We start from the raw sequence: 20,874 nt of genomic DNA, 5'->3' as shown, positions 1-20,874 counted from the left end.
TCAGGTTTTTTGCGAGATTGGGACATCATTTATCAGCGTAGCTTCACGCATTCAATAACCCAATGGCAACTCCAAACACGATACTCGGCCTGCTGGCCTGTCTGGCCGGTACGCACTGCGCCGCCGCCCACACACCCCCCAAAACCAGCCCGGAGGCGGCCCGCCGGGCCATTGTGCAGGTGCTCACCACCCAAACGGCGGCTTGGAACCGGGGCGATATCCCCGGCTTTATGCAGGGGTACTGGCAGTCTGATTCGCTGGTGTTCATCGGCCGCAAGGGCCCCACGTATGGCTGGCAGCCCACCCTGGCCAATTACCAGAAAAACTACCCCGATGCCGCCGCCATGGGCAAGCTGGATTTCAGCGGCCTGCGGGTGTCGCTGCTAGCACCGAGCGCCGCGCAGGTGGTGGGGCACTGGCACCTGGCACGGCCAGCGGCGCTGGGCGATTTGCAGGGGTATTTCCTGTTGGTGTTGCGGCAGATTGGCGGGAAATGGGTGGTAGTGGCCGACCACACGAACAGCCAATAGGCGGCCTGCTTGTATCGACGTGCTCGGCTGTGTTGCTACACCACCAGCCCCAGCGCCGCCGCGTGCGCCGCGGCCGCGGCGTATTCCGCTACCAGCAGCATGGGCACGTTCTCCCGGCCCAGCTCCTCCACAATTGGCCCCACCAGCAGGGCCCGCGCTGGCACCTGCACATCCCGGATGTAAATGGCCAGAATGCGGCTGGGGTGCCGCCGCACTACTTCGCGGTAGATGCGGGCGTCTTCCTGGCCGCTGTCGCCGAGGAGCACGAAGGGCAGCTGGGGGTAGGTGGTGAGCAGGTTGTCGATTTCGTGCAGCTTGTGGGCGAAATGGATGGCGGCCGAGCCCGTGACGCCGGGCGGGGGCGTGGTTTTGGGGCGGGCAATACTCAGGTCGCGCAGCAGGAGCGGGCCAGTGGGGATTTCGTGCAGCCGCAGGAACTCAGCCAGCAGGTCGTAGAGGTTCCACGGGCTGCTGCTGACGAAGAAAAACGGGTTGTCGGGCTGGCCATTGCGGCCCCGCTGGAGCCGGCGGTAGAACTCGGCCACTCCCTCAAACGGCTGTTTCGACTGCGCATTGCTGAACAGCACCCGGCCCAGCATTTTAAAAATATTGGTGGCACTTGTTTCGAATACCGTGTCGTCGAGGTCGGAAATCACGCCAAACTCGGCGCTGGCGGGCGGCACCAGCACGGCGGCCTCGGTGGCAATGGCCTCGGGTGGCAGCTTCAGGAATTGGGGCAGCCGGGCCACCCGCACCGGCACCGGGTACCAGAGGTAGGCCAGGGGCGCGGGCAGCGTGTGCGGCTCGATAACGAGGGTGAAATAGCCTTCGTCGTCGGTGGTGACGAGGTGTTGGCTGCCGTCGGGCAGTTCGGCGACGAGGTCGGCCCCGGCTACTTCGCGGCTGTTGAAGCGCCGTACCATGCTGCGGAAATTGCGCCAGCGCGAGTCGGTGGCGGTGGCGGCGGTCAGGCCGGGGTCGGCCAGGAGGCGGCCTTTGATATAAAACTTCGCGGCGGTGCCATAGCTGCGGTAAGCGTCAATCTGGAGGGGCCGCAGCCAGCCGCGCCGGGCCGAAAAGCGGGTGAATAAATGGTCGGTCCACTCGGTGAGACTGGAAAGGGCAACAGGCAGCTTCATGGGGCAAACCTACGGCGGATAGCTGTAGCGCGGAATTTTAGTCCGCGTGGCCGCACGACAATTGAACGGCGCGGGCGACGCGGACCAAAAGTTCGCGCTACGGCGGCATGGCCGCGAATTGCCTTTTTTCGTAAAAACCCGACGCCCAAATCCAAGGCTCCTACACTGCTATCCATGTCCACCGCTGCCCACCCCAAAACCCGCAAAAAGTTGCTTCAGCCGCAGGAAGAAGCGCATATTGTGTACAAAGACCCCGCCCGGCAGGCCGAAATGGCCGGCCTGCGCTACGCCACCGACCAGGGCCCCGGCTTGACCCGCAAGCCTACCCGCGCCGGCCACTTCACCTACCACGACGCGAAAGGCCAGAAAGTAAGCGACCCAAAAACGCTGGACCGCATCGCCAGCTTCGTGATTCCGCCGGCCTGGACGCAGGTCTGGATTTCGCCCTCGGCCACCACGCACCTCCAGGTAACGAGCCATGACACCCTCGGCCGCAAGCAGTACCAGCTACCACCCGGCCTGGGACGAAGTGCGCAGCCTCACCAAGTTCTCGCGCCTGCGCACCTTCGGCGAAAAGCTGGGGCCGTTGCGCGAGCAGCTCAGCAAAGACCTGCGCCGCGCCGCCCTAGACCGTGAAAAAGTGGTGGCCCTGGTGCTCACGCTCATGGACCAATCTTTTATTCGCGTCGGCAACAAGGAGTACGCGAAGAAAAACGGCAAGTCGAAGCCCAGCTACGGCCTTAGCACCTTGCAGGATAAGCACGTCGCCATCGAAGGAGCCAAGGTCAATTTCAGCTTTGTGGGCAAAAAAGGGGTGCCGCACGATGTGACCCTGCACGATGCCCGGCTGGCCCGGCTGGTGCGCAAGTGCAAGGAAATTCCGGGCCAGCACCTGTTCCAGTTCTACTCGGCCGATGGGCAGCGTCACGCCCTGGAATCGGGTGACGTGAACGACTATCTGCACCGGCACACGGGCCTGCAGCTGTCGGCGAAGGACTTTCGCACCTGGGGCGGCACCGTGAAAATGGTGAGCTGCCTGGAAGCCGTGCTGAACGAAGAGCCGGAGCTGGCCCCCGAAAAAGTCATCAAGAAAGCCGTGAAGGAAGTGGCCATCGGCCTGGGTAATACGCCCACGGTGTGCTCAAAATACTACATTCACCCGCAGGTAGTAGAGCTGTTCAAATCGGGTCAGCTGATTGACTACTTGCGCGAACACGACGCCCAGGCCCAGGCCAACGACCCGCTAACGCCAGTGGAGCGGCTGGTGCTGAAAATGCTGGTCCAGGCGTGAGTTGGCAGCGGTGAGGCGCATCCTTACGCGCCTCACCGCTACTCTTCCGGCGGCTTGTCATAAGCCCGCTTGGCCGGCACGCTCTTTTGCGAGAAGCGAATGCCCCGGCCACTACCGGATGCTTGAAACTCGTCGTGGCCCGCGCCGCCGTAGATGCGGATGGCAGGTTTGCCGGTTGCATTAGCGGTGCGCTCCTCTACCATGAAAATGTCGTCGCCTGCCAAGCCTTCCAGTTGAATGAGCCTGGTTTCGGCGGGCAAAAAGGTGCGGCGTAATAACGGTGCGGCTGGAGTATCGGCTGCCAATGATTCGACGATTACCACCGTCGAATCGGCGTAGCGCCGGATGGTGAACCGCTCGGCCTGCGCCGTGCCGCCGATGCAGGGACGTTTGGCCAGCATCTCGTAAAATTCATCGGCCAGGGCGGGGAGGGCGGCGCGGCGGGCTTGCAGAGCCGCAATGGTGCGCGGGCCTTCGAGGGTGAAGGCGGCGGGGGGCAGCTGGTGTACTGCCCGGGTAATCACGGTATCGGGCAGGCGCTGCTGCATAGCCCCGGCGGCGGCCTGAAACTGGGCGCGGCTCAGGCCATTGAGGATGCGCTGGTCGAGGTAGTGGCCGGACGACATCAGGCCCGAGGGATTCTTATACCGGGGGGCAAACGTGGCCCAATGGCGCAGAAATACGTGGCCAATGAGCCAGCCGAGTACGCCATCATCGAGGCGGTAGAGCACCATGTCGCGGTCTTTGGGTAGGGGCACGAGGGTGGCGGGGCTGGCTTCGGTGGGGCTGGTTACGGCCCAGCTCCACTGGCCGGGGTGGCGGTCCCAGTCGCCCAGCCAGCCGTCCAGCAGGCGGGCGCGCAGCAGGTCGGCCGGGGCAAAGCGCTGCTCGGGGCTGGCGAATGCGGCGGCAAATGCCTTGGTGCTGTTGAGCACGGCGGCGGGCGGCGGGGTAATCGGGGCCGCTTTTTCTTCCAGGTAGGCCAGCTGGCCCCGGAAGTGCCGCAGCGAATCGGTCTGGAAAGCCGGGTCGTCGGCCCGCACGTAGAACAGGCGCGGCGAAGCGTGCGGCACCCCGGCGGCAGCGGCCAGCGGCGGCACCACTAGGGCGGCGTAGGGGTTGGTGGAGGAGATATTATCGCGCAGCACATTCACCAGAAAGCTGCCCCGCAATAGCTCCGGCGTGGCCCGAATAGGGTCTTTATCCACGGTGCGAACCACGTAGGTGCGGCCGTCGGGGTCCGTTAGGTTCAGGCTGGTGCTATTGAAGCCGCCGCCTACTTTGCCGGGGCGCAGGCCGCCGTGCCGCACGGTGCCCAGGTGCAGCACCGGGGCCGCTACCGGGGCCGCCCAGGTGGGGCGGTGGTGCCGGCCCACCAACGCGTTGTAGAGGCTGCCGTGCCGGGCATATTGCCGGCCGGCGGTGGCCCCGCGCACGCTATCGGCCGAGGCGGGTAGGGGCGTGGTGGCAGCGAGCCGGGCATCGGACTGAAAAAACTGCCTGCGAACGCAGCCGGTACCGAGTAGCCCAGCCAGTGCGCCTCCCATCAATGTATAAAAACGCAAACGGAGGAACATCAAAAGCAGGCAGGGTAATTATGGTTGAGCTTTGAACGGCAAGAAGGCAGAAAAGGCTGGCTGGGGGCCATGGTTATTCCGAATAAGTAGCGAATGTCGCCCTCCGCGTTCACCTCACCCCCTAGCCCCCTCTCCGAAAAGGAGAGGGGGCTATTTTATAGTGCTTAGTTCTGGTAATCAATAATTTATATTGCATTGCTAGGGCTAATGCCCCCTCTCCTTATCGGAGAGGGGGCCAGGGGGTGAGGCTAACGTACGAAAGGCCTATGCGTGTAACATCAGCTAATCATCATTAAGCCGGTTGTAGGCGCGATGTTTCTTTTTGGGCAGGCTGGGGCGCAGGTGGCTGGCGGCCGTCACGTCGGAGGCTTCGTCGAAGAGCTTGAGCCGCCGGCTGCTGCCTTGCAGCACCAGCTGGTCATGGCCCTCGCCGCCGTAGAGCAGCATGGGTATGGGCCGGCGGGTGGCGCTGGTGGTTACCTCAAAGATGTCATCGCCCCCCAGGCCGTCGAGGCTCAGCTCCTTGGTTTCGGCGGCGTAGTAGGTGCGGCGGAACCGGAGTGAGTCGCCGGCCGAAAGCTGGCTGAGGGCCTGTGAGAACACGCGTACGGTGGTGGAATCGGCGTAGCGATGTACCACAAACCGCTCGGCCTGGGCGGTGCCGCCCAGCGTGGGCTCGTGGGCCAGGGTGAGGTAAAATTTTTCGGCGGCCTGGGGCAGGGTTTCGCGCCGGGCCTTGAGGGCATTGCCGAGGCGGGTGCCTTCCAGGGCATACACGGCGGGCGGCAGGCGGCGCATGGCCCGCTCAATCACGGAATCGGGCAGGCGGCGCTGCAGGTCGCGGGCGGTGCGCTGGAAATCGGCCCGCGTCATGGCCGAGAGGCCGCGCTGGTCAATAAACTTCGCCTGGAATACCAGCGCGGCCATGTTGTTGTACTCGTTGCGAAACGTTTGGAACTGCGGGGCGATGAACGGCCGGGCCGCCAGCCAGGGAATGATGCCGTCATCGAACCGAAAATACACCTGGTCGCGGTCTTTCGGAATGCCGAGGTAGCGCACCCGGCCCCCGGCTTCCTCAAACGCGGCCCAGCTCCACTGCCCCTCGTGCCGGTCCCAGTCGCCGAGCCATACATCGAGCAGGCGGGCGCGCAGGAAGGCGGGCTGGTCGATGAAATAGGAGGGATGGTGGTACACCTTTTTGAGCATGGCCTCGCCCCCGTCAAAATCAACGGCCTTGGCCAGGTCGAGGGTGCGGGCGGCCGGGGAGTTATACTTCTCTTCGAGCAGCGCTAGCTTGCCCTGAAACTGGGCGGAGGACGTGCCCAGGCCGGTTTCATCGGGCCGGATGTACACGAGGCGCGGGTGGGTGTGGGGCACGCCGGCCGCCTGCGCCAGCGGCGGCACCGTGAGCGCACCGTAGGGAATGGCGGCCGAGGTGGCATCGCGCACCACGTTGAGCAAGAAGGTGTTGCGCAGCACCGGCGGCAGGGTTTTATAGGGCTCTTTATCGAGGGCACGCAGGGCGTATTCGCGCTGCTGATGGCTTTCCAGTGTCATGCTGATGCTTTGGTAGCCGCCGCCGGCCTTGCCTGCCGTGAGGCCGCCGGGGGCGGCCGTGGCTAGGTTCAGCACCGCTACTTTGGCGGGAGCGGCCCATACGCGGCGGTAGTGGCGGCCCAGAAAAAACCGGTAGAAACCCGAGTGACGGTCATATTGGCGGCCGGCCGTGGCCAGTACCGAATCGGCGTGGCCCGGCAGGGCGGCGGCACTGCCCGGGCCCACGTGGGCATCAGGCTGAAAATAATTGCGGCGGGCGCAGCCGCTGGTGGCCAGCCCCAGGCCCAGCAGCACCAGCAGGCGCGGGCAAAAACCGGGGTAGCGAACAAAAGGGTGAGGCATTCGGTAAAGGCAGGCAAGCGCGAATGAGCCTTTAACGCAACTTTCCCGTAAAGGTGGGCAGCGAATGGCTTCGGCTATATATTTCACTCGCACTTTCGTCGACAACTACTTGTTTTTTGGCCCTGAAGGGCTTTTCCTGGTTTTGGAAAACTGCTGCTTATGCCGGGCTTGACTGCTGAATGGAAACCGTGGGCGCGGGGCTGGTGCACCGGGGCGGCAGCCGTGCTCTTAGCAAGCTGCGCCGAGCACACGGCCCCGGCCGGGGCCGCTCCGCGATGGAGCACCGACTCGACCACGGTGCGCATGGCCGCCGGGCCGCAATACGCCCGCAGTACTGCCTGGCAGTTCTTCTTTGGCACCCACTACCGCAGCATCTGGGCCACGACGGTTACGGTGCCGGTGCTGCGGCTGGCCACCGCCGTGCCCGGCGGCCTGGTGCCCATGCAGGCAGGCGGCAGCTACCAGAGCCACACCCTGCGCCTGCACGCGCCCGACGGTCGGGAGTACGTGCTACGCTCCGTGGACAAGGATATGAGTGCCGCGCTCAGCCCCGGCTGGAAAAGAAACCTGCTGCGCGGCCTGCTCAAGGACCAGACCAGCGCCACGCAGCCCTTCGGGGCGTATCCGGCTGCCCAGCTGGCCGAGGCGGCCGGGGTGCTGCACGCCAACCCGCGCCTGGTATTCGTGGGGCCAGATGCCGGCCTGGGCAAGTTTAAAGCCGCCTATGCCAATGCGCTTTACCTGTTTGAGGAGCGGCCCGACGGCGACCAGCGCCTGGTGGCCAGCTTCGGCCATTCGCCCCGCGTGGTAAATTCGGCGCATATGCTGGCTGCCCTGCGCCGCTGGCCCGGTGCCCATGTGCCCGCCCGCGCCTTCCTCCGCGCCCGCCTGCTCGACTTGCTGGTGGGCGACTGGAGCCGCCGCGAAGACCAGTGGCGCTGGGCCACGTTTTCGCAGGCTGGCCGGGTGGCTTATCGGCCCGTGCCGCGCGACCGCGACCAGGCTTTTTTTCTGTTTGATGACGGGCTAGTGACGCGGCTGGTGTCGTGGTTTGCGCCCAAATACCAGACCTTCCGGGCCACCATTGGCCTGGAAAACGTGGATGGCCTGACCACCACTGCCCGTGCCCTCGACCGCACCCTGCTCACCAGCTTGAGCGCGAATGACTTTCGGGAAGTGGCCGATTCCGTGCGGGCCAGCCTGAGCGATGCGGCGCTGGTGCGGGCCTTCAACGCGGGGCCGCCGGAAACGCGGGCCCGCCTGGCGGCGCGGTTTGTGCCCATGCTGCGCGCCCGGCGCGAGCAGCTGCCCGCCGTGGCCCAGCAGTATTACGCGCTATTGAACAAGCAGGCCTGGCTGATTGGCACCGACCAGGCCGAGCGCTTTATTCTGAGCGAAGCCGGCGGCAGCCTGCGCGTGCAGCTGCTGGCCCGGCGCCCCGGCCGGCCTGATAGCCTCGTGGTGGAGCGCACCTACAACCGTAAAATCACCCCCCGGCTCGATCTGTACGGCCTGGGCGGCGACGACGTATTTGAGCTGCGCGGCACCTTGCCGCAGGGCATTGCCGTGCACTTCTATGATGGGGCGGGCCGCAACCAGGTCATTACTACCCCGGGGGCCACGCCGGGCGACGTAACCTGGTACACGGGCCCCGGCGAGCGGCTTACTTCGCGGCCGGCCGGAGTGCAGATAGAAGCCGACCCGCACCCCGAGCTCACGGCCAACGGCCGCGCCTGGCTGCACCGCTATAATTTGAGCGACTAGCCCGGGGCCGCCAGCAGGCCTGCTAGTGGCTCCCGGCCATCGAGGGTGCCCTCGCTGCTCAGCACCTGGAAGCGGGCAAATAGCTCCTCAGCGTACCAGTTTTCGCGGCGCGTAAGCTTGATTGCCTCGCGGTGCGTGGCGTCTTTATAGGCATATTCCCGCATGGCTTTGGCCGATTCCCACACGCTGAACGTGGCCTGCCGCACCAGTGGCAATTCGCCCAGCCCGATGGCGGCGCGCACGCCAACCGCGTGGGCCAGCGCCGCACTGGTGGGCTCTACGAATTTCCAGAAGCGCGGGGTTTTGCGCCAGCGAATGCTGGCCCGGGTCAGCACGGCTATGGGCGTATCGGCCGGGGCTGAAAGGGCATTGGAGCTGTATTCAAAAGGGTTTTGGCCGTCCCACAGGCCCTGGGCTTTGATGGGGGCAAGGCGCACGGTCCACTGTTCGGCGCTGCGCTGCTGGTAGGCCGCCCACAGTGGGTGACGACTGAAAAATGCGGCGGCCGAAGCCACATCTTGCCATACAGCCATGAAGCCGTAGCGGTCGAAGTTGGGCCACACGCCGAAGCCGTTGGCGGCCCCGCTGCCCAGCAGCTTGAAGAACTTCAGGCCCGGTACCTTTTTCAGGGTGGGGGGCGAGGTGCCCATCTGGGCCAGGCCCCAGCGCCGATGGCCGGGTTTTAGCGTGAAAACGGTAAGGGTGGTGTGCAAAGTGAGGTAAGCTTAAAAGGATAAAATCAAACCGGTTGTGCCGATAACTAAAGCTCCGATTGACCACCTTCTTACAACCTTCTATTTGAAAAAGTCTCGGAAGGATTGGCTTGTATTATCAACACTGGTACCCAGCCAAAAGCCTTGTTCTTTAGCTTTATCCGCAATACTTAACCCCAAAGAAAACAGGGCTGAGGAAATCAGAATAGCAAAAAAACTCTGCATGTAGAGGGGGCTTCCTTGTAATTGAGTTAACAAAAAAAGGCCGAAATTGCTTCCGGCCTTTAAGAATCACAGCTTCAAACTTACTTCACCTGCACCTGGGCGTGCTGGTTCACGTCGTCGTCCTTGCTGCCTTCGCCGGTCACTATTGCCCGCACGTAGCCGTAGGCGCGAGACAAGATGCTGCTGGGCGAATCCCAGTATTCTGCCTTGTCAATGGTCACTTTCAGGATGCTGATGCTGGGGTCTTCTTTGCCCTTGGGGAACCAGGCGCGCAACGGCTCGCTCCAGAGCTCGGCAATTTTTGCTTCGTCGCGGTAGGCATTGGCCTTGCCCGAAACGGAGGCGTACACGTTGCTTTCGGGGTTGGAGTAGCTCAGGTTTACCTGGCTGTCTTTCTTTACCTCGTACACTTTGGCCGAATTCACATCGGTGAGAAAATACAGGGCCTCGTCTTTGCCGGGGTTGATGGTGGCCATGGGGCGGCTGTGGAGGTTGCCGTGCTCGTCGGTGGTGGTGAGCATAGCCATGCGCACTTCTTTGATTTTACCGAATAGCTGGGTCAGGTCGTGGGTTACGGGCGACTTATCGGACATGGGGGAGGTTGTTGGGAAGGTGAAAGAATAGGCCGTGCCCAAACTGGGCCGGCGGCATATTGGTTTACGTCAGCCAGAGGGCCGGGGTTGAATAAAACTCTGGCCCCGCCCGTACCTTCCTGCCACAATGAACTTTCTGGCCCATCTTTTTCTCTCCGGCGCGCCCGGTTCGGCCCCGTATGCCGATGTGCTGCTTGGCAACTTCATCGCTGATTCGGTGCCCGGCCGCCAGTTCGAAAACTACCCGCCCGCCGTGCAAACCGGCATCCGCCTGCACCGGGCCATCGACACGTTCACTGACCAGCATCCCGTGGTGCGCCGCAGCACCCAGCGCCTGCGCGCCGCCGGCTACGGCAAGTATGCCGGGGTGATTTCAGATATGTTTCTGGACCATTTACTGGCCCGCAATTTCAGGGAGTTCTCCGCCGAAAGCCTGCCTGATTTCACCCGCCGCGTCTATGCCCTGCTCGCCGCTCGCGAAGCCGAAATGCCGCCCCGCGTGCAGCACTTCTTTCCCTACATGGCCCAGCAAAACTGGCTGCTGACCTATGCCGAAACCGAAGGCATCAGCCGCGCCCTGAGTGGCCTGAGCCGCCGGGCCTCAGCGGGCTCGGGCATGGAAACGGCCGCCACGGAGCTGGTTGCTAATTACGAGGAATACGAAGCAGACTTCCGGGCGTTTTTTCCAGAGCTGCAGCGGTATGTAGCGGGAATGCTGGACGGGTGAAAAACAGAACGTCATGCTGCATTGCGCGCAGCATGACGTTCTAGAAGAACTCAACATAGCCTTGGAGCCTATTCAAAATAGGCACTAAAAAGCACGTCATGCTTCGCTCTGCTCTGCGTGACGCCCTATTTGGATAGGGTCTTAGTGCTGGTGGCCGCCTTCGCCGTGCGCGTGGCCATGGGCCAGCTCATCGGCGGTGGCGTCGCGCACATCGGCCACTTTGCCGGTAAAGTGCATCACCATGCCGGCCAGGGGGTGGTTGAAGTCCATTTGCACGGCGGTTTCGCCGATGCTGATGACCTTGGCCTGCATGTGGTTGCCTTCGTTGTCGGCCATGGGCAGAAAGTTGCCGGGCTGGAGCATTTCCTCGTCCAGTTTGCCGTCGATGAGGAAGACTTCCTTGGGGATTTCGACCAGCGCCTGCTCGTCGTACTCGCCGTAGGCCTGCTCGGGGGTGAGGCTGAACTCGAAGGAGTCGCCCGGATTTTTGCCGTCGAGCTGCGTTTCAAACTCTTCGGGCAGGCCGCTGTGGCCGAAGAGAAAAACCATGGGCGCGTCGGCTTCGGCCGATTCGACCAATACTTTTTCCTGGTTTTCGTCGGTTACGCTGAGGTCGTAAGTAATGGTGACGACTTTTTTATCGCTGATGGCAGCCATGGGATTAAATTGGGGAATGGGGGAGAAGTTAGCGCCAGCCCGGACGGCTGATGCACAAAGAAAGGGAGTTCTGCCGGGAACGGCGGGCAAATCCAGGAAAATAAAAACGTCATGTTGAGCGAGGTCGAAGCATGTCTGCCGCGCAAGTAATTCTTTCTTATTAGAGTAAGGTTTCGGCGGCGCTTCGCATGACGGTTCAATTTATCGGCTGCTCGCTCTAAGGGTTCTGTATGCGTTTAGCCTGCGTGGTTTTTAACCTCAGCTCTAGGTTGGTACCAGTCTGCCAATAGTTTCCGGTCAACAACCTGTCCCAGGCGCTGTGCGTACCGACTAAATACGATTTCTCATAACCGAACCAACGTATTTCAATCCTTTCCAATGCCTAAATAAACTTATAAACCACTGGTTGCCTTGCTACTAAGCGGTATGTTGCTAGCCGGTTATAATTCAAACTCACCGGCCATCCAGGACCAGGCTGTGAACAAAGAAGCAGTGGTGAATGCCGATTCGGCGACCCTGAAAACGGCCTCTGCCGATACCATGGGCGTGCCCGCCGGCTCCATTCCCACCATTGGCAGCCCGCAGCTGCTCTTCACGCTGCTGGATACGCACAACACCCCCGACGGCCTCGCCCGGAGCCCCGACGGCCGCATCCTGCTCTCGGTGCCCAACATTGCCGATAATAGCCAGCCAGCCGCCATTATCGAGATTGTGGGCAATGCCTACCAGCCTTTCGCCCCCAACCTCCCCCTGGAGCCCATCACCAAAAAAGCCGCCCCGATGGACCTGGCTTTCGGCCCCGATGGCAACGTGTACTACACCGAAAACCAGTACGAAAACAGCAAGAAATTCGTGTCGCGCCTTATGCGCATCAACATGAAAAACGGCAAGCCTGGCAACATCGAAACCGTGGTGGACAGCTTCGCGCTATCCAACGGCCTGGTGTGGAAGGGCAATTTGCTGTATATCACCGATAGCCAATGGGATATGCCCGGCAACGACAAGGGCAGTGCCATCCTGCGCTTCACCCTCGATGAGCTGAAAAGGTCCAATGGCCCGCTGCACCTCAAGCCCAAAACCAAGGACCCGCACGTACTGGCCATGTTCACGACCAACGAACGAAACCGGCGTGGACAACGGGGCCGACGGCATCGACTACGACAGCAAAGGCAACCTCTACACCGGTCCCTTCGGCGACGGCAGCTTCTACAAAGTCACCCTCAAGCCCGACTGCATCTTCGCCAAGCAGGAAGCCGTGCAACTGACCGGCGACAAAATTACCTGCATCGACGGCTTCGTGATTGACCGCGCCACCGACAAAGCCTACGTAACCGGCGCGCGCCAGAATGCCATCTTCGTCATCAACCTAAAGGATAACAGCGTGATGACGCTGGTCCAAAATTCCGATACCGACGGCACCGGCGGCAAGCTCGACCAGTCCGCCGAGGTGCTGCTCAAAGGCAAGCGCCTGTACATTTCAAACTACGACAACCCGGCGAAGCATTTTGTGAATACGAAGTCGGACGCGCCGCACACGGAGTCGGTGATTGACTTGCCGTAGTCGTCACCTCACACCCAACCCCTCTCCTGCGGAGAGGGGAGACAGTTCCGTGCTGCTGTTAACCAACCCTGAATGAAAAAGAGCCAATTGCGTCTAGCAATTGGCTCTTTTTGTTAACCCTCGTTAGGCTCTCCTCTCCGCAGGTGAGGGGCCGGGGGTGAGGTGACCCGCGAAGTTACTCCTGCAACTCCCAGGCGGTGCGGTACCCCCCAATGCTCTCCACGTACTCAATCAGCGCCTTGAAAAATGGGTTCGCACTGAGCGTCGAAGAATCGCCCACGAGCAGTAGCTTTTTCCTTGCCCGCGTCATGCCCACGTTCATGCGGCGGATGTCGCTCAGAAAGCCGATTTCGCCGTGGTTGTTGCTGCGGGTGAGGGTGATGGCGATGATGTCGCGCTCCTGGCCCTGGAACGAGTCTACAGTGCCCACGCTGAGCTGGCGGTGCAACATGAAGCCGCTGAGCTCGTCATTTTCCTCGATGGCGTCCTTCAAATAGTTGATTTGGGCACGGTAGGGGGCTATCACGCCAATGCTGAGGGGGTCTTCCTCGTGGTCGGCGGGGTCGTAGGGTTCCAGCAACTGCGCGAGGCGCTTGAGGAGCAGGTCGGCTTCTTCGGGGTTGGCGGTGGAACGGCTTTCGGGGATGGTGATTTCCTGGAAGCCGAAGCCGGCCGTGTCGAGGAATTCCACGGGCAGGTCGGGGGCGAAGCGCAGGTCGTAGGCATCGAGGCCGGCGTGGGCCACGGTTTCGTAGGCCACCAGCTGGCTGTCGTAGAACTGGTCGGAGCTGAACTGCATGATTTGCTCGTGCATGCGGTACTGCACCGTGAGCATTCGGGCGGTGGCGGGCTGGCGCTTAATGGCCTTCTCGAACAGCGTTTCGCGCAGGGCCCCAGCCTTGTCGCTCTTCACGGTGGGCGGCAGCTGGTGGTGGTCGCCGGCCAGAATCACGCGCTGGCCCTTGGAAATCGGAATCCAGCAGCCCGGCTCCAGCGCCTGGGCAGCCTCGTCAATAAACACCGTTTCGTAGGTCAGGTGGCGGATATTGCGGTTGCTGGCGCCCACCAGCGTGCACGTTATCACCTGCACCGACTCCAACAAATCTTCCGTGATGTAGCGCTCCAAGTCGTCGGCCTGCTGAAAAAGCATCCGCGCTTCCTCCTTCAGCATCCGGCGCTGCTGCTGCTCCTCGTAGCCGAAGTTGCGCACGTGTTTGCTGGCGGTTTCGCGGTACTGGTCGGCGGTCTGGCGCATCGAGCGCATCTCGTTGTAGCTCTTATGGTTCATCACCTGGGCATCCAGGGTGTGCTCCAAGAGCAAGTCGGAAACCCGCGAGGGGTTGCCCATGCGAATGACGTTGACGCCACGCTCGGCCAGCTTTTCGGTCAGCAAATCGACGGCTGTGTTGCTGGGTGCGCACACCAGGACGCGCCGCTCGCGCCGGATGGTTTCCAGAATGGCCTGTACCAGCGTGGTGGTTTTGCCGGTACCGGGTGGGCCGTGGATGATGGCCACGTCCTTGGCCGCCAAAACGTGCTTCACGGCGGCCAGCTGGGATTCATTCAGCGGGCTGGGGTAGAAAAGGTCGGTGGCCTTTTCCTCGCGGAAACGGGCTTCCTTGGCCCCCAGCAGGATGTCACGCAGTTCGGCGAGGCGGTCGCCGTAGGCGCCCATCACCTTGCCCAAGGCGTAATCCATCTCGCGGTAGCTCACCTCATCGAAGGTCAGGTCGATGCCCATTTTATTGCCCTCGGTCACCCAATCGGGTAGGTCCTCCTTGGTGGTGGCGAGCCGCAGCTTGTTGCGTCGCACGCTGATGATGACGCCATTAAGCGTGGGCCGGTCGGTGGCCGAGCGGCCGGGTACGTTGCCAAACAGAGCGGCATTCTTGCCCACCTGAAACAGGTGAAGGCCCTGCTGGCCAGCCGGCCGTTCCAGCTCCAGCACCACCTTGCCGCCGAAACCAATGTCTTCCTGCGTGATGGTGACGGGGTACCAGGTGAGGCCGCGCTGCTGGCGCTCTGATATGCTGGCCTTGGCGTTTTTGAGCTTGAACTGCATCAGGTCTTCCTGCTGCTCCAGCTTCATAAGGGCCTGCACCTGGCGCAGTTCCTTTTCGATGGCGTAAGGGTCGACGGGGGCGAAAGTGGGGATGGTATCGGACAAGAGAGAATAGCTATTTTGAAGACGCAATAACAGCGCAAACGGAAAAAGGGCGGCATGACGGCTAACTTGGCCGCGTTCTGTACGTCCCAGAGTTGGTTTATGATAACATTTGTATGGCCAAAAACCCGCCAAAAGAAGTTGGCTTATTACGAAAGTTTATTTCGACAGCCCGCTCCATTACTACCGGACAAGTTGATTTGTCGTTGGGAATCTTACGATTAGAGAAGAACTTGTTTTGGCTAAAAGGGTACGATATTAACCCGCTGACCACTGATGAGCTGAAAATAGTAAATGATTATTATGACCGAATAAGAGAGCTTCCGATAGAGGAAGAGCGGCTTGCCTGGGCACCGGATAAACTGGAAAAGTTAGATGAGAAACTCGAGCGAATAACGACTAGATACCGACCGCAGTTGATGGAAATTCTGAATCGAATTGTTACCGAAGCATCTTAAGCCGCTGCCAGTAGCACTTCGGCCGAAATCCCCAGGTTGTCGTGTAGCGCCTTCATCATTTTGGCGGTGAGCTTGCGCTTGCGGTTCAGCACCTCGCTCACCCGGTTTTCGCCCCCAAACCACTGGGCCACATCGCGTTGCAACAGGCCGCGTTCCTGCATCTTGTACTTGATGTATTCGATGGGGTCGGGCTCAGGGATGGGGTGATGCTGGGCTTCGTAGGCTTCAATGAGGGTAATTAGAATTTCGAATTCGTCTGCAGTGGGGTCGCCGGGCTTGGAATCGAAAATGGCATCAACTCGGGCCAGGGCCGCCTGATAATCGGCTTCGGTACGGATGGGTTTGATAGTATTCATATAGTTGCGGCATTAATATGGTCGTATTCGGTATAAGTGCCAATAAAGCGAATGTAGATGACGGAGAATTCGTAGTTTATTTTGACAATCAGCCGAAAATCGTTGCCTTTTATGTTGAAAACGAGGCGATTGTTGGCAATAATGCTGGCCGTGCCATACTGCGCTTTTACGTCGTTGGGTGTGGCCCAATTGGCCGCCGAAACATCCTTAAACCACGTGCGCAAGGGGAGTTCGGCGGCGGGATATTTTTCCCAGAACGTCCGGAGAGTGGATTTGCTAAGGATACGCAATTATTGGCAAAGATAACTGCTACTTCCCGGATTGGGAAGCGGGCGACTGGTAAAGGATTGGTGCTGCCCGCGTTGTGAATAGTGCCCCACTCGCAACGACAGCAGCAGGGCTTGTGAACGCCGCGGCCAAGGTGGCGGCGAGCTGGGCGCAAATCCGGCCACCGTTCATTTTCCTGCGTAGGAATAGAAGGACCACTCCGTTACCAATCGTACCCAACAGCCGCCCCAAGGGCCGCCCGTTAGCTCCGCAATTACCCCTTATTGCCGTTTATGAATGAATTAATTGAAATACGCCACCTCCTCAAATCCGACTACGAAGCCCTGAAAGCCGCCATGCTGCTGGCCTACCCGCGCATGCAGAGCTACTGGCGGCGCGAGCAGGTTGAGCAGCTCGTCGACCTGTTTCCCGAGGGCCAGTTTGTGGTAACGGTGAACGAGGAAATTGTGGCCGCCGCCCTGGCCCTGATTGTGACGCACGACCAGTTTGGCGAGGTGCACACCTTTCAGGACGTGACCGGCGACTACACCTTCCGCACCCACAGCGCCGCCGGCGATACGCTCTACGGCATCGAGGTATTCGTGGTGCCGGCCATGCGCGGCCGCCGGCTGGCCCGCCGTCTCTACGATGCCCGCAAGGAACTCTGCGAGCGGCTCAACCTGCGCTCTATTGCTTTCGGGGCCCGCATTCCGGGCTATCACGAATACTTGGATACGCTCACGCCCAAGCAGTACGTGCAGAAGGTGAAGGACCGCGAAATCGTGGACCCTTCGCTGAATTTCCAACTGGCCAACGACTTCCACCCCGTGCGGGTGCTCAAGGGCTACCTGCCCGGCGACGCGGCCTCGGGCGACTATGCCCTGCTCATGGAGTGGGACAACATGCTCTACGACACCAGTCCGGTGCAGGCCGTGGCCCGCAAAACCCAGGTGCGCCTGGGCTTGGTGCAGTGGCAGATGCGCCTGTATGAAGGTCTCGACGATATGTTTCAGCAGGTAGAATACTTCGTGGATGCGTTGGCGGCCTACCGCGCCGACTTTGCCCTGTTCCCCGAGCTTTTCCACGGCCCGCTGATGGCCGAGGCCAATGAGCTGTCCGAAATAGATGCCATTCGCAAGTTGAGCCGCTATTCCGAAGAAATTCTGGCCCGCTTCACGGCGCTGGCCGTAAAGTATCACATCAACATCATCACCGGCTCGATGCCTGAGGTGGCCGCCGACGGCAAGCTGATGAACGTTGGCTACCTCTGCCGTCGCAACGGCTCGACGGAGCGCTACGAGAAAATCCACGTCACGCCGAACGAGGCCAAATACTGGGCCCTGACCGGCGGCAAGCGCCTGCAAACCTTCGAAACCGACTGCGGCCCCATCGGCGTGCTGATTTGTTATGACGCGGAGTTTCCCGAGCTGGCCCGCCTGCTGGCGGACCAAGGCATGAACATCCTGTTTATCCCATTCCTCACCGACACTCAGACGGCCTACTCGCGGGTGCGCCATTGCGCCCAGGCCCGGGCCATCGAAAATGAATGCTACGTGGCCATGGCCGGGTCGGTGGGCAACCTGCCCCGCGTGAAAAACATGGACATTCAATACGCCCAGTCGGCCGTACTCACGCCCTGTGACTTCGCCTTTCCCAACACCGGCGTGAAAAGCGAGGCCACGCCCAACACCGAGATGATTCTGGTAACCGACGTGGACCTGTCGATTCTGGACAAGCTCCGCCACAGCGGCAGCGTGCAAAACCTGCGCAATCGCCGTTCCGACGTGTACCAGCTCAGCGCTTCTGAATTGATGCCTAAGCATTAATCCGGCCTGATTGCAGCGCAGCCGCGTAGCGGTGACAGGTTTATAGTAACATGCCACCTGAACGATAGCGCCGCGCTGCGGTGACAGATTGCTTTAGTGCTTCTGTCACTGCGGTGCGGCTTTTTTTCAAACGAGGCTCCTCGTGTTGAAATAATTTGCGGAAAAGTAGTAAGGTGCGACTCCGTGCCCTACTTCAGGCTATTGAAAAAAGTCGTCCGGGTCGGCCTGGCTCAGGTACTTGCGCAGCTGCGGCAGCGTGCCGAAATAGGGGAGTACGCAGGCCAGAAACTGGTCGGCCAGGGCCGGGCTGCTGACGTAGGCCACGAAGGCGGTGCCGCTTTCGGTGAACTCCATCTCATCGAGCAGGGCGGGGCAATGCTCTTCCACGATGGTTTCGAGGTGCTCAGCCCAGGAAGCGGCCGTACCGCCGAAGCCGAAATGCTGAAATAGGGCGTAATAGTCCTCCAGCCCGCCCACATCGGCAAAAATCAATACTTGGTACTCGGGCGAAACGGGCACGGGGGCGGCCGTTAGTTGAAAAGGAAACGTTGCGGACATGGGCCAAAGGTACGGCCGGGCGTAGCGCCGCCTTGGTGTAGTGCAGGCGAACAGTCCGCACTACAAGCGCCAAGTGCGCACGTAACGGCCCTGCGGGTCGTAGCGCCGGGCCTGCTGGGGTACGTCGAAGGCCGTGTCGCGCACGTCGGTGCCGGTCCCGGCGATGTACTTCCAGTTGCCCCAGTTCGAAGCTGCGTCGTGGTCGATGAGCTGGTGCTCGAACCAGGCCGCCCCCCAGCGCCAGTCCTGGTGCAGGTCGTGAATGAGGTAGCTCGCCACGTTTTGCCGTCCCCGGTTGCTCATGAAGCCGGTGGATGCCAGCTCGCGCATGTTGGCATCCACAAAGGCATTGCCGGTACGGCCGGCGGCCCAGTTGGCAAACACGGTTTTGTCGGACTGAGCGGGCTTGGGCAGCTGGTCGCGCAGGCCGCGCCAACGGAAGAAATCCGGCCCGGCGCGGTGCGCCAGCAGGCGGAAGTAGTCGCGCCACAGCAGCTCCAGCCGCAGCTGCATGGCTCCTTTGCTGCGCGCGCCGTGGGTGGCATCGTACCCATCAATGGCCGCCCAAATCTGGCGGGCCGAAAGGCTCCCGTTGGCCAGCCAGGGCGAAAACTTGGTGCTGAAGGCCTCGCCCAGCATTTCATTCCGTGTGTCATCGTAGCGGCCAATGAGGTGGCGCGCTACCGCGTAGTCGTGCAGGCGGGCCAGGCCGGCGGTTTCGCCCCCGCCCAGCGCGGGCAGGGCCGAGCGGTGGTCGGGCAGGTGCCGCGCCGATGCCGGCAGGCCCAGCGCGGCGGCTAGCGCATCGGCAGTGGGCAACGGCGTGGGTACGAAGCCCGACGGCAATGGTGGCAGCTGGCGCGGTGCGGGCAGCGGCGGCCGTACCCGCACTTTCGCAGCCACATCAAACCGAAACTTGCTGAACGAGAGCGGCAGCCGCCCAATGGGAATAGGTAGGTCATCGGGGTGCAGCAGTGTCAGGGTTTCAAAACAGCGCAGGGACACTTGCGGGCCAAGGGCGGCGCGAAGGGCTTCTTCGGCCTCTTCCTCCTCGGTGGTGTGCTCGGTGCTGGCGTGCACGGCCCCCGCGTTCAGCTGCCGGGCTAAGGCGGGCAGCACTTCTTCGGGGCGGCCCACCGCGAAGTGAATGGCGGAGCCCAGCGCGGCGTAGCGCTGCCGCAGGTCGGCCAGGGTTTCGAGCAGGAAGGCGAGCCGGTGCGAGCCGGTGCGTGGCAGGCCCAGGTAGGCATCAGAACCCAGCGATACCGGGTCGAAGCAATACACGGGCAGTAGGGCGGTGGTGCCGGCCGGTAGCGCGGCCAGCGCCTCATTGTCGTGCAGGCGCAGGTCGTTGCGCAGCCAGTAGAGAACAGTCATGCAGGTTTTTGGGCGAGTGTAGTAGGCTAACACGCAACGCGGGCAGACTTCCCGCTGGCCCGCAAAAAACCTTGGGCTACCGGCGCCGGCGCAGTGCCACCACCATGCCCACGCAGGCCAGCGCCAGCCCCGCAATCAGGGCGTCGCGCACGAAATGGCCCTGCTTGGCCTCGGCTACTTCGGCTTCGAGGTCGCGCATTTTAGCCAGCTGCTGCTTTTCGCGCTGGCGCATGTTTTCGGTTTCGTTGGTGAGCTCCGAGAGGCGCTGGGCGGTGAGGTTGCGGTCGTCGCGCGAGCTGGTTTCGAGGTGGGTAGTGGTGGCGGCCAGGCGCACGGAATTGGTCTGGGCCGCCTGTGCAGTGCGGTTGAGCACGTCCACAATCTGCTGGTCCTTGTCCACGATGCCCTGCAGGGCATCCACCACTTCCTGGAGGTCTTTTTTGGAGGGCTTATTGCCGAACAGGCTATGGCGCTGGGCGCTGGCCTCGCGGTAGCGGTCGGTCAGGGATTTACGCTCGGCCAGCAGGCCGGGGAGGGGCGAATCGGCGGTGATGGCTGGCGTCTGGGCGGCCGTGGCCAACCCGCACAGCAGCCCGCCACTCAGGGCCAGGGCGCGAAAAACGGGGCGGGCGGCGGATATTTGCAAACTGTCAACCCAGGAAAAGAAGTGCGTACGCATGAATAAAAAACAACAAATGATAAAAGGTAGCCTCCTGATGTTCGGGGTGCTGAGCCTGTGGAGTTGCGAAACGGCCCGGCCAAAAACGCCGCCCACCTACGGCGGCGCTGTATCGCAGGGCCTGTACGAAAAAGGGGGCAGCGGCGTACTGCCCTTCCTGATTCAGGCCATCAGCCAGGACGCAACCTACGGCTTTACGGCAAACAACCCGGTGCGGGTGGGAGGCGGCCGCGAAGCCGGCCTGCGCAACCAGCAGCGCTACCTCAATGCCCTGCTCGGGCCCCGGGGCGAAACGCTTAAGTATGAGCACGAAGGCAGTTGCTGCGCTTTCAAAATTGCCGAAGTCGGCATCGACAACGAAGGCCAGCTCGACGTGTATTCGCTGACGTGGAAAGGCCAGCAGCAGCCCCTCAAGCTCTATCTGAATATGTACGAGGAAGGCACACTGACAGCGCCCGTGGGCCTGAGCACCGCCCGCTAACCCGGCCCGCAGCGGGCCAGCCGGACCCAGAA

General features: G+C 61.7%; 22 protein-coding genes. 10 read left to right on the top strand and 12 right to left on the bottom strand.

Features of this window, described 5'->3' with window-relative positions; genetic code table 11:
* The first annotated feature begins 62 nt into the window (after positions 1 to 62).
* Positions 63 to 530: a YybH family protein gene (locus KQ659_RS11040; protein WP_216688747.1), complete on the top strand. Its 468-nt coding sequence runs from the start codon at positions 63 to 65 to the stop codon at positions 528 to 530.
* 35 nt (positions 531 to 565) lie between these two features.
* On the opposite strand, the gene KQ659_RS11035 is transcribed toward KQ659_RS11040, so the two are convergent.
* Positions 566 to 1,669, bottom strand: coding sequence for an App1 family protein (locus KQ659_RS11035; protein WP_216688748.1), 1,104 nt, complete (start codon positions 1,667 to 1,669; stop codon positions 566 to 568).
* A gap of 174 nt (positions 1,670 to 1,843) precedes the next feature.
* On the opposite strand from KQ659_RS11035, the gene KQ659_RS11030 reads away from it, so the two are divergent.
* Both KQ659_RS11030 and KQ659_RS11025 read left to right on the top strand, forming a co-directional pair.
* Complete coding sequence (locus tag KQ659_RS11030) at positions 1,844 to 2,305, top strand: hypothetical protein (RefSeq protein ID WP_226929945.1); 462 nt, start codon at positions 1,844 to 1,846, stop codon at positions 2,303 to 2,305.
* Complete coding sequence (locus KQ659_RS11025) at positions 2,199 to 2,960, top strand: DNA topoisomerase IB (protein WP_226915801.1); 762 nt, start codon at positions 2,199 to 2,201, stop codon at positions 2,958 to 2,960. The genes KQ659_RS11030 and KQ659_RS11025 overlap by 107 nt, the downstream gene beginning before the upstream one ends.
* A 38-nt stretch (positions 2,961 to 2,998) precedes the next feature.
* Here KQ659_RS11025 and KQ659_RS11020 read toward each other — a convergent pair whose 3' ends face one another.
* Together KQ659_RS11020 and KQ659_RS11015 are read right to left on the bottom strand one after the other, a co-directional pair.
* On the bottom strand, positions 2,999 to 4,537 hold the full coding sequence (locus KQ659_RS11020) for a hypothetical protein (RefSeq protein WP_226929943.1): 1,539 nt from the start codon (positions 4,535 to 4,537) through the stop codon (positions 2,999 to 3,001).
* Positions 4,538 to 4,819: 282 nt separating this feature from the next.
* Positions 4,820 to 6,436, bottom strand: a complete 1,617-nt coding sequence (locus KQ659_RS11015; protein ID WP_216688750.1) for a hypothetical protein — start codon at positions 6,434 to 6,436, stop codon at positions 4,820 to 4,822.
* Between the two features lie 222 nt (positions 6,437 to 6,658).
* Here KQ659_RS11015 and KQ659_RS11010 point away from each other — a divergent pair, with 222 nt between their 5' ends.
* Positions 6,659 to 8,200, top strand: a complete 1,542-nt coding sequence (locus tag KQ659_RS11010) for a hypothetical protein (RefSeq protein ID WP_216688751.1) — start codon at positions 6,659 to 6,661, stop codon at positions 8,198 to 8,200.
* Here the strand turns inward: KQ659_RS11010 and KQ659_RS11005 are convergent.
* Together KQ659_RS11005 and KQ659_RS11000 are read right to left on the bottom strand one after the other, a co-directional pair.
* A complete protein-coding gene (locus KQ659_RS11005) occupies positions 8,197 to 8,913 on the bottom strand; it encodes a spheroidene monooxygenase (protein ID WP_216688752.1) in 717 nt (238 codons plus the stop codon). The two genes, KQ659_RS11010 and KQ659_RS11005, sit on opposite strands and share 4 nt — an antisense overlap.
* A 305-nt stretch (positions 8,914 to 9,218) precedes the next feature.
* Positions 9,219 to 9,731: a pyridoxamine 5'-phosphate oxidase family protein gene (locus tag KQ659_RS11000; RefSeq protein ID WP_216688753.1), complete on the bottom strand. Its 513-nt coding sequence runs from the start codon at positions 9,729 to 9,731 to the stop codon at positions 9,219 to 9,221.
* Positions 9,732 to 9,858: 127 nt separating this feature from the next.
* Between KQ659_RS11000 and KQ659_RS10995 the strand changes: the two genes are divergently transcribed.
* Positions 9,859 to 10,458: an acyl carrier protein phosphodiesterase gene (locus tag KQ659_RS10995; protein ID WP_216688754.1), complete on the top strand. Its 600-nt coding sequence runs from the start codon at positions 9,859 to 9,861 to the stop codon at positions 10,456 to 10,458.
* Positions 10,459 to 10,599: 141 nt separating this feature from the next.
* On the opposite strand, the gene KQ659_RS10990 is transcribed toward KQ659_RS10995, so the two are convergent.
* Complete coding sequence (locus KQ659_RS10990) at positions 10,600 to 11,115, bottom strand: FKBP-type peptidyl-prolyl cis-trans isomerase (protein ID WP_216688755.1); 516 nt, start codon at positions 11,113 to 11,115, stop codon at positions 10,600 to 10,602.
* A 477-nt stretch (positions 11,116 to 11,592) separates the two neighbouring features.
* Here KQ659_RS10990 and KQ659_RS10985 point away from each other — a divergent pair, with 477 nt between their 5' ends.
* Complete coding sequence (locus KQ659_RS10985; RefSeq protein WP_216688756.1) at positions 11,593 to 12,420, top strand: SMP-30/gluconolactonase/LRE family protein; 828 nt, start codon at positions 11,593 to 11,595, stop codon at positions 12,418 to 12,420.
* Positions 12,371 to 12,676 carry a hypothetical protein gene (locus tag KQ659_RS10980; RefSeq protein WP_216688757.1) on the top strand — a complete coding sequence of 102 codons (306 nt, stop codon included), beginning with the start codon at positions 12,371 to 12,373 and terminating at the stop codon, positions 12,674 to 12,676. The genes KQ659_RS10985 and KQ659_RS10980 overlap by 50 nt, the downstream gene beginning before the upstream one ends.
* 175 nt (positions 12,677 to 12,851) lie before the next feature.
* On the opposite strand, the gene KQ659_RS10975 is transcribed toward KQ659_RS10980, so the two are convergent.
* Entirely contained in the window at positions 12,852 to 14,843 is a 1,992-nt protein-coding gene (locus KQ659_RS10975) for an AAA domain-containing protein (RefSeq protein WP_226929941.1), read from the bottom strand.
* A gap of 113 nt (positions 14,844 to 14,956) precedes the next feature.
* Between KQ659_RS10975 and KQ659_RS10970 the strand changes: the two genes are divergently transcribed.
* Positions 14,957 to 15,298: a DUF2489 domain-containing protein gene (locus KQ659_RS10970; protein ID WP_216688758.1), complete on the top strand. Its 342-nt coding sequence runs from the start codon at positions 14,957 to 14,959 to the stop codon at positions 15,296 to 15,298.
* Here the strand turns inward: KQ659_RS10970 and KQ659_RS10965 are convergent.
* Positions 15,295 to 15,654 carry a helix-turn-helix domain-containing protein gene (locus tag KQ659_RS10965; protein ID WP_216688759.1) on the bottom strand — a complete coding sequence of 120 codons (360 nt, stop codon included), beginning with the start codon at positions 15,652 to 15,654 and terminating at the stop codon, positions 15,295 to 15,297. The two genes, KQ659_RS10970 and KQ659_RS10965, sit on opposite strands and share 4 nt — an antisense overlap.
* On the bottom strand, positions 15,651 to 15,878 hold the full coding sequence (locus KQ659_RS10960; protein WP_226929940.1) for a type II toxin-antitoxin system HigB family toxin: 228 nt from the start codon (positions 15,876 to 15,878) through the stop codon (positions 15,651 to 15,653). Before KQ659_RS10960 ends, KQ659_RS10965 begins: the two co-directional genes overlap by 4 nt.
* Positions 15,879 to 16,214: 336 nt before the next feature.
* Here KQ659_RS10960 and KQ659_RS10955 point away from each other — a divergent pair, with 336 nt between their 5' ends.
* On the top strand, positions 16,215 to 17,747 hold the full coding sequence (locus tag KQ659_RS10955; RefSeq protein ID WP_216688761.1) for a carbon-nitrogen hydrolase family protein: 1,533 nt from the start codon (positions 16,215 to 16,217) through the stop codon (positions 17,745 to 17,747).
* Between the two features lie 198 nt (positions 17,748 to 17,945).
* Here the strand turns inward: KQ659_RS10955 and KQ659_RS10950 are convergent, their stop codons facing one another.
* The 3 genes from KQ659_RS10950 to KQ659_RS10940 all read right to left on the bottom strand — a co-directional run bounded on the left by KQ659_RS10950 (position 17,946) and on the right by KQ659_RS10940 (position 20,328).
* The gene (locus KQ659_RS10950; RefSeq protein WP_216688762.1) at positions 17,946 to 18,305 is read right to left on the bottom strand and encodes a hypothetical protein; all 360 of its coding nucleotides are present in this window, start codon (positions 18,303 to 18,305) and stop codon (positions 17,946 to 17,948) included.
* A gap of 60 nt (positions 18,306 to 18,365) precedes the next feature.
* A complete protein-coding gene (locus KQ659_RS10945) occupies positions 18,366 to 19,682 on the bottom strand; it encodes a DASH family cryptochrome (protein ID WP_216688763.1) in 1,317 nt (438 codons plus the stop codon).
* A 76-nt stretch (positions 19,683 to 19,758) separates the two neighbouring features.
* Positions 19,759 to 20,328, bottom strand: a complete 570-nt coding sequence (locus KQ659_RS10940) for a hypothetical protein (RefSeq protein ID WP_216688764.1) — start codon at positions 20,326 to 20,328, stop codon at positions 19,759 to 19,761.
* A gap of 31 nt (positions 20,329 to 20,359) precedes the next feature.
* Between KQ659_RS10940 and KQ659_RS10935 the strand changes: the two genes are divergently transcribed.
* Positions 20,360 to 20,842, top strand: a complete 483-nt coding sequence (locus KQ659_RS10935) for a hypothetical protein (protein WP_226929938.1) — start codon at positions 20,360 to 20,362, stop codon at positions 20,840 to 20,842.
* Positions 20,843 to 20,874: the final 32 nt, after the last annotated feature.

The sequence above is a fragment of the Hymenobacter siberiensis genome (assembly GCF_018967865.2).
Taxonomy (GTDB): domain Bacteria; phylum Bacteroidota; class Bacteroidia; order Cytophagales; family Hymenobacteraceae; genus Hymenobacter; species Hymenobacter siberiensis.
This window is presented reverse-complemented; position numbering and strand designations above follow the sequence as displayed.

Coding starts and splice junctions, on each gene's coding strand:
- KQ659_RS11040 (WP_216688747.1), top strand. CDS start 63: ATGGCAACTCCAAACACGATACTCGGCCTGCTGGCCTGTCTGGCCGGT.
- KQ659_RS11035 (WP_216688748.1), bottom strand. CDS start 1,669: ATGAAGCTGCCTGTTGCCCTTTCCAGTCTCACCGAGTGGACCGACCAT.
- KQ659_RS11030 (WP_226929945.1), top strand. CDS start 1,844: ATGTCCACCGCTGCCCACCCCAAAACCCGCAAAAAGTTGCTTCAGCCG.
- KQ659_RS11020 (WP_226929943.1), bottom strand. CDS start 4,537: ATGTTCCTCCGTTTGCGTTTTTATACATTGATGGGAGGCGCACTGGCT.
- KQ659_RS11015 (WP_216688750.1), bottom strand. CDS start 6,436: ATGCCTCACCCTTTTGTTCGCTACCCCGGTTTTTGCCCGCGCCTGCTG.
- KQ659_RS11000 (WP_216688753.1), bottom strand. CDS start 9,731: ATGTCCGATAAGTCGCCCGTAACCCACGACCTGACCCAGCTATTCGGT.
- KQ659_RS10995 (WP_216688754.1), top strand. CDS start 9,859: ATGAACTTTCTGGCCCATCTTTTTCTCTCCGGCGCGCCCGGTTCGGCC.
- KQ659_RS10990 (WP_216688755.1), bottom strand. CDS start 11,115: ATGGCTGCCATCAGCGATAAAAAAGTCGTCACCATTACTTACGACCTC.
- KQ659_RS10970 (WP_216688758.1), top strand. CDS start 14,957: ATGGCCAAAAACCCGCCAAAAGAAGTTGGCTTATTACGAAAGTTTATT.
- KQ659_RS10965 (WP_216688759.1), bottom strand. CDS start 15,654: ATGAATACTATCAAACCCATCCGTACCGAAGCCGATTATCAGGCGGCC.
- KQ659_RS10955 (WP_216688761.1), top strand. CDS start 16,215: ATGAATGAATTAATTGAAATACGCCACCTCCTCAAATCCGACTACGAA.
- KQ659_RS10950 (WP_216688762.1), bottom strand. CDS start 18,305: ATGTCCGCAACGTTTCCTTTTCAACTAACGGCCGCCCCCGTGCCCGTT.
- KQ659_RS10945 (WP_216688763.1), bottom strand. CDS start 19,682: ATGACTGTTCTCTACTGGCTGCGCAACGACCTGCGCCTGCACGACAAT.
- KQ659_RS10935 (WP_226929938.1), top strand. CDS start 20,360: ATGAATAAAAAACAACAAATGATAAAAGGTAGCCTCCTGATGTTCGGG.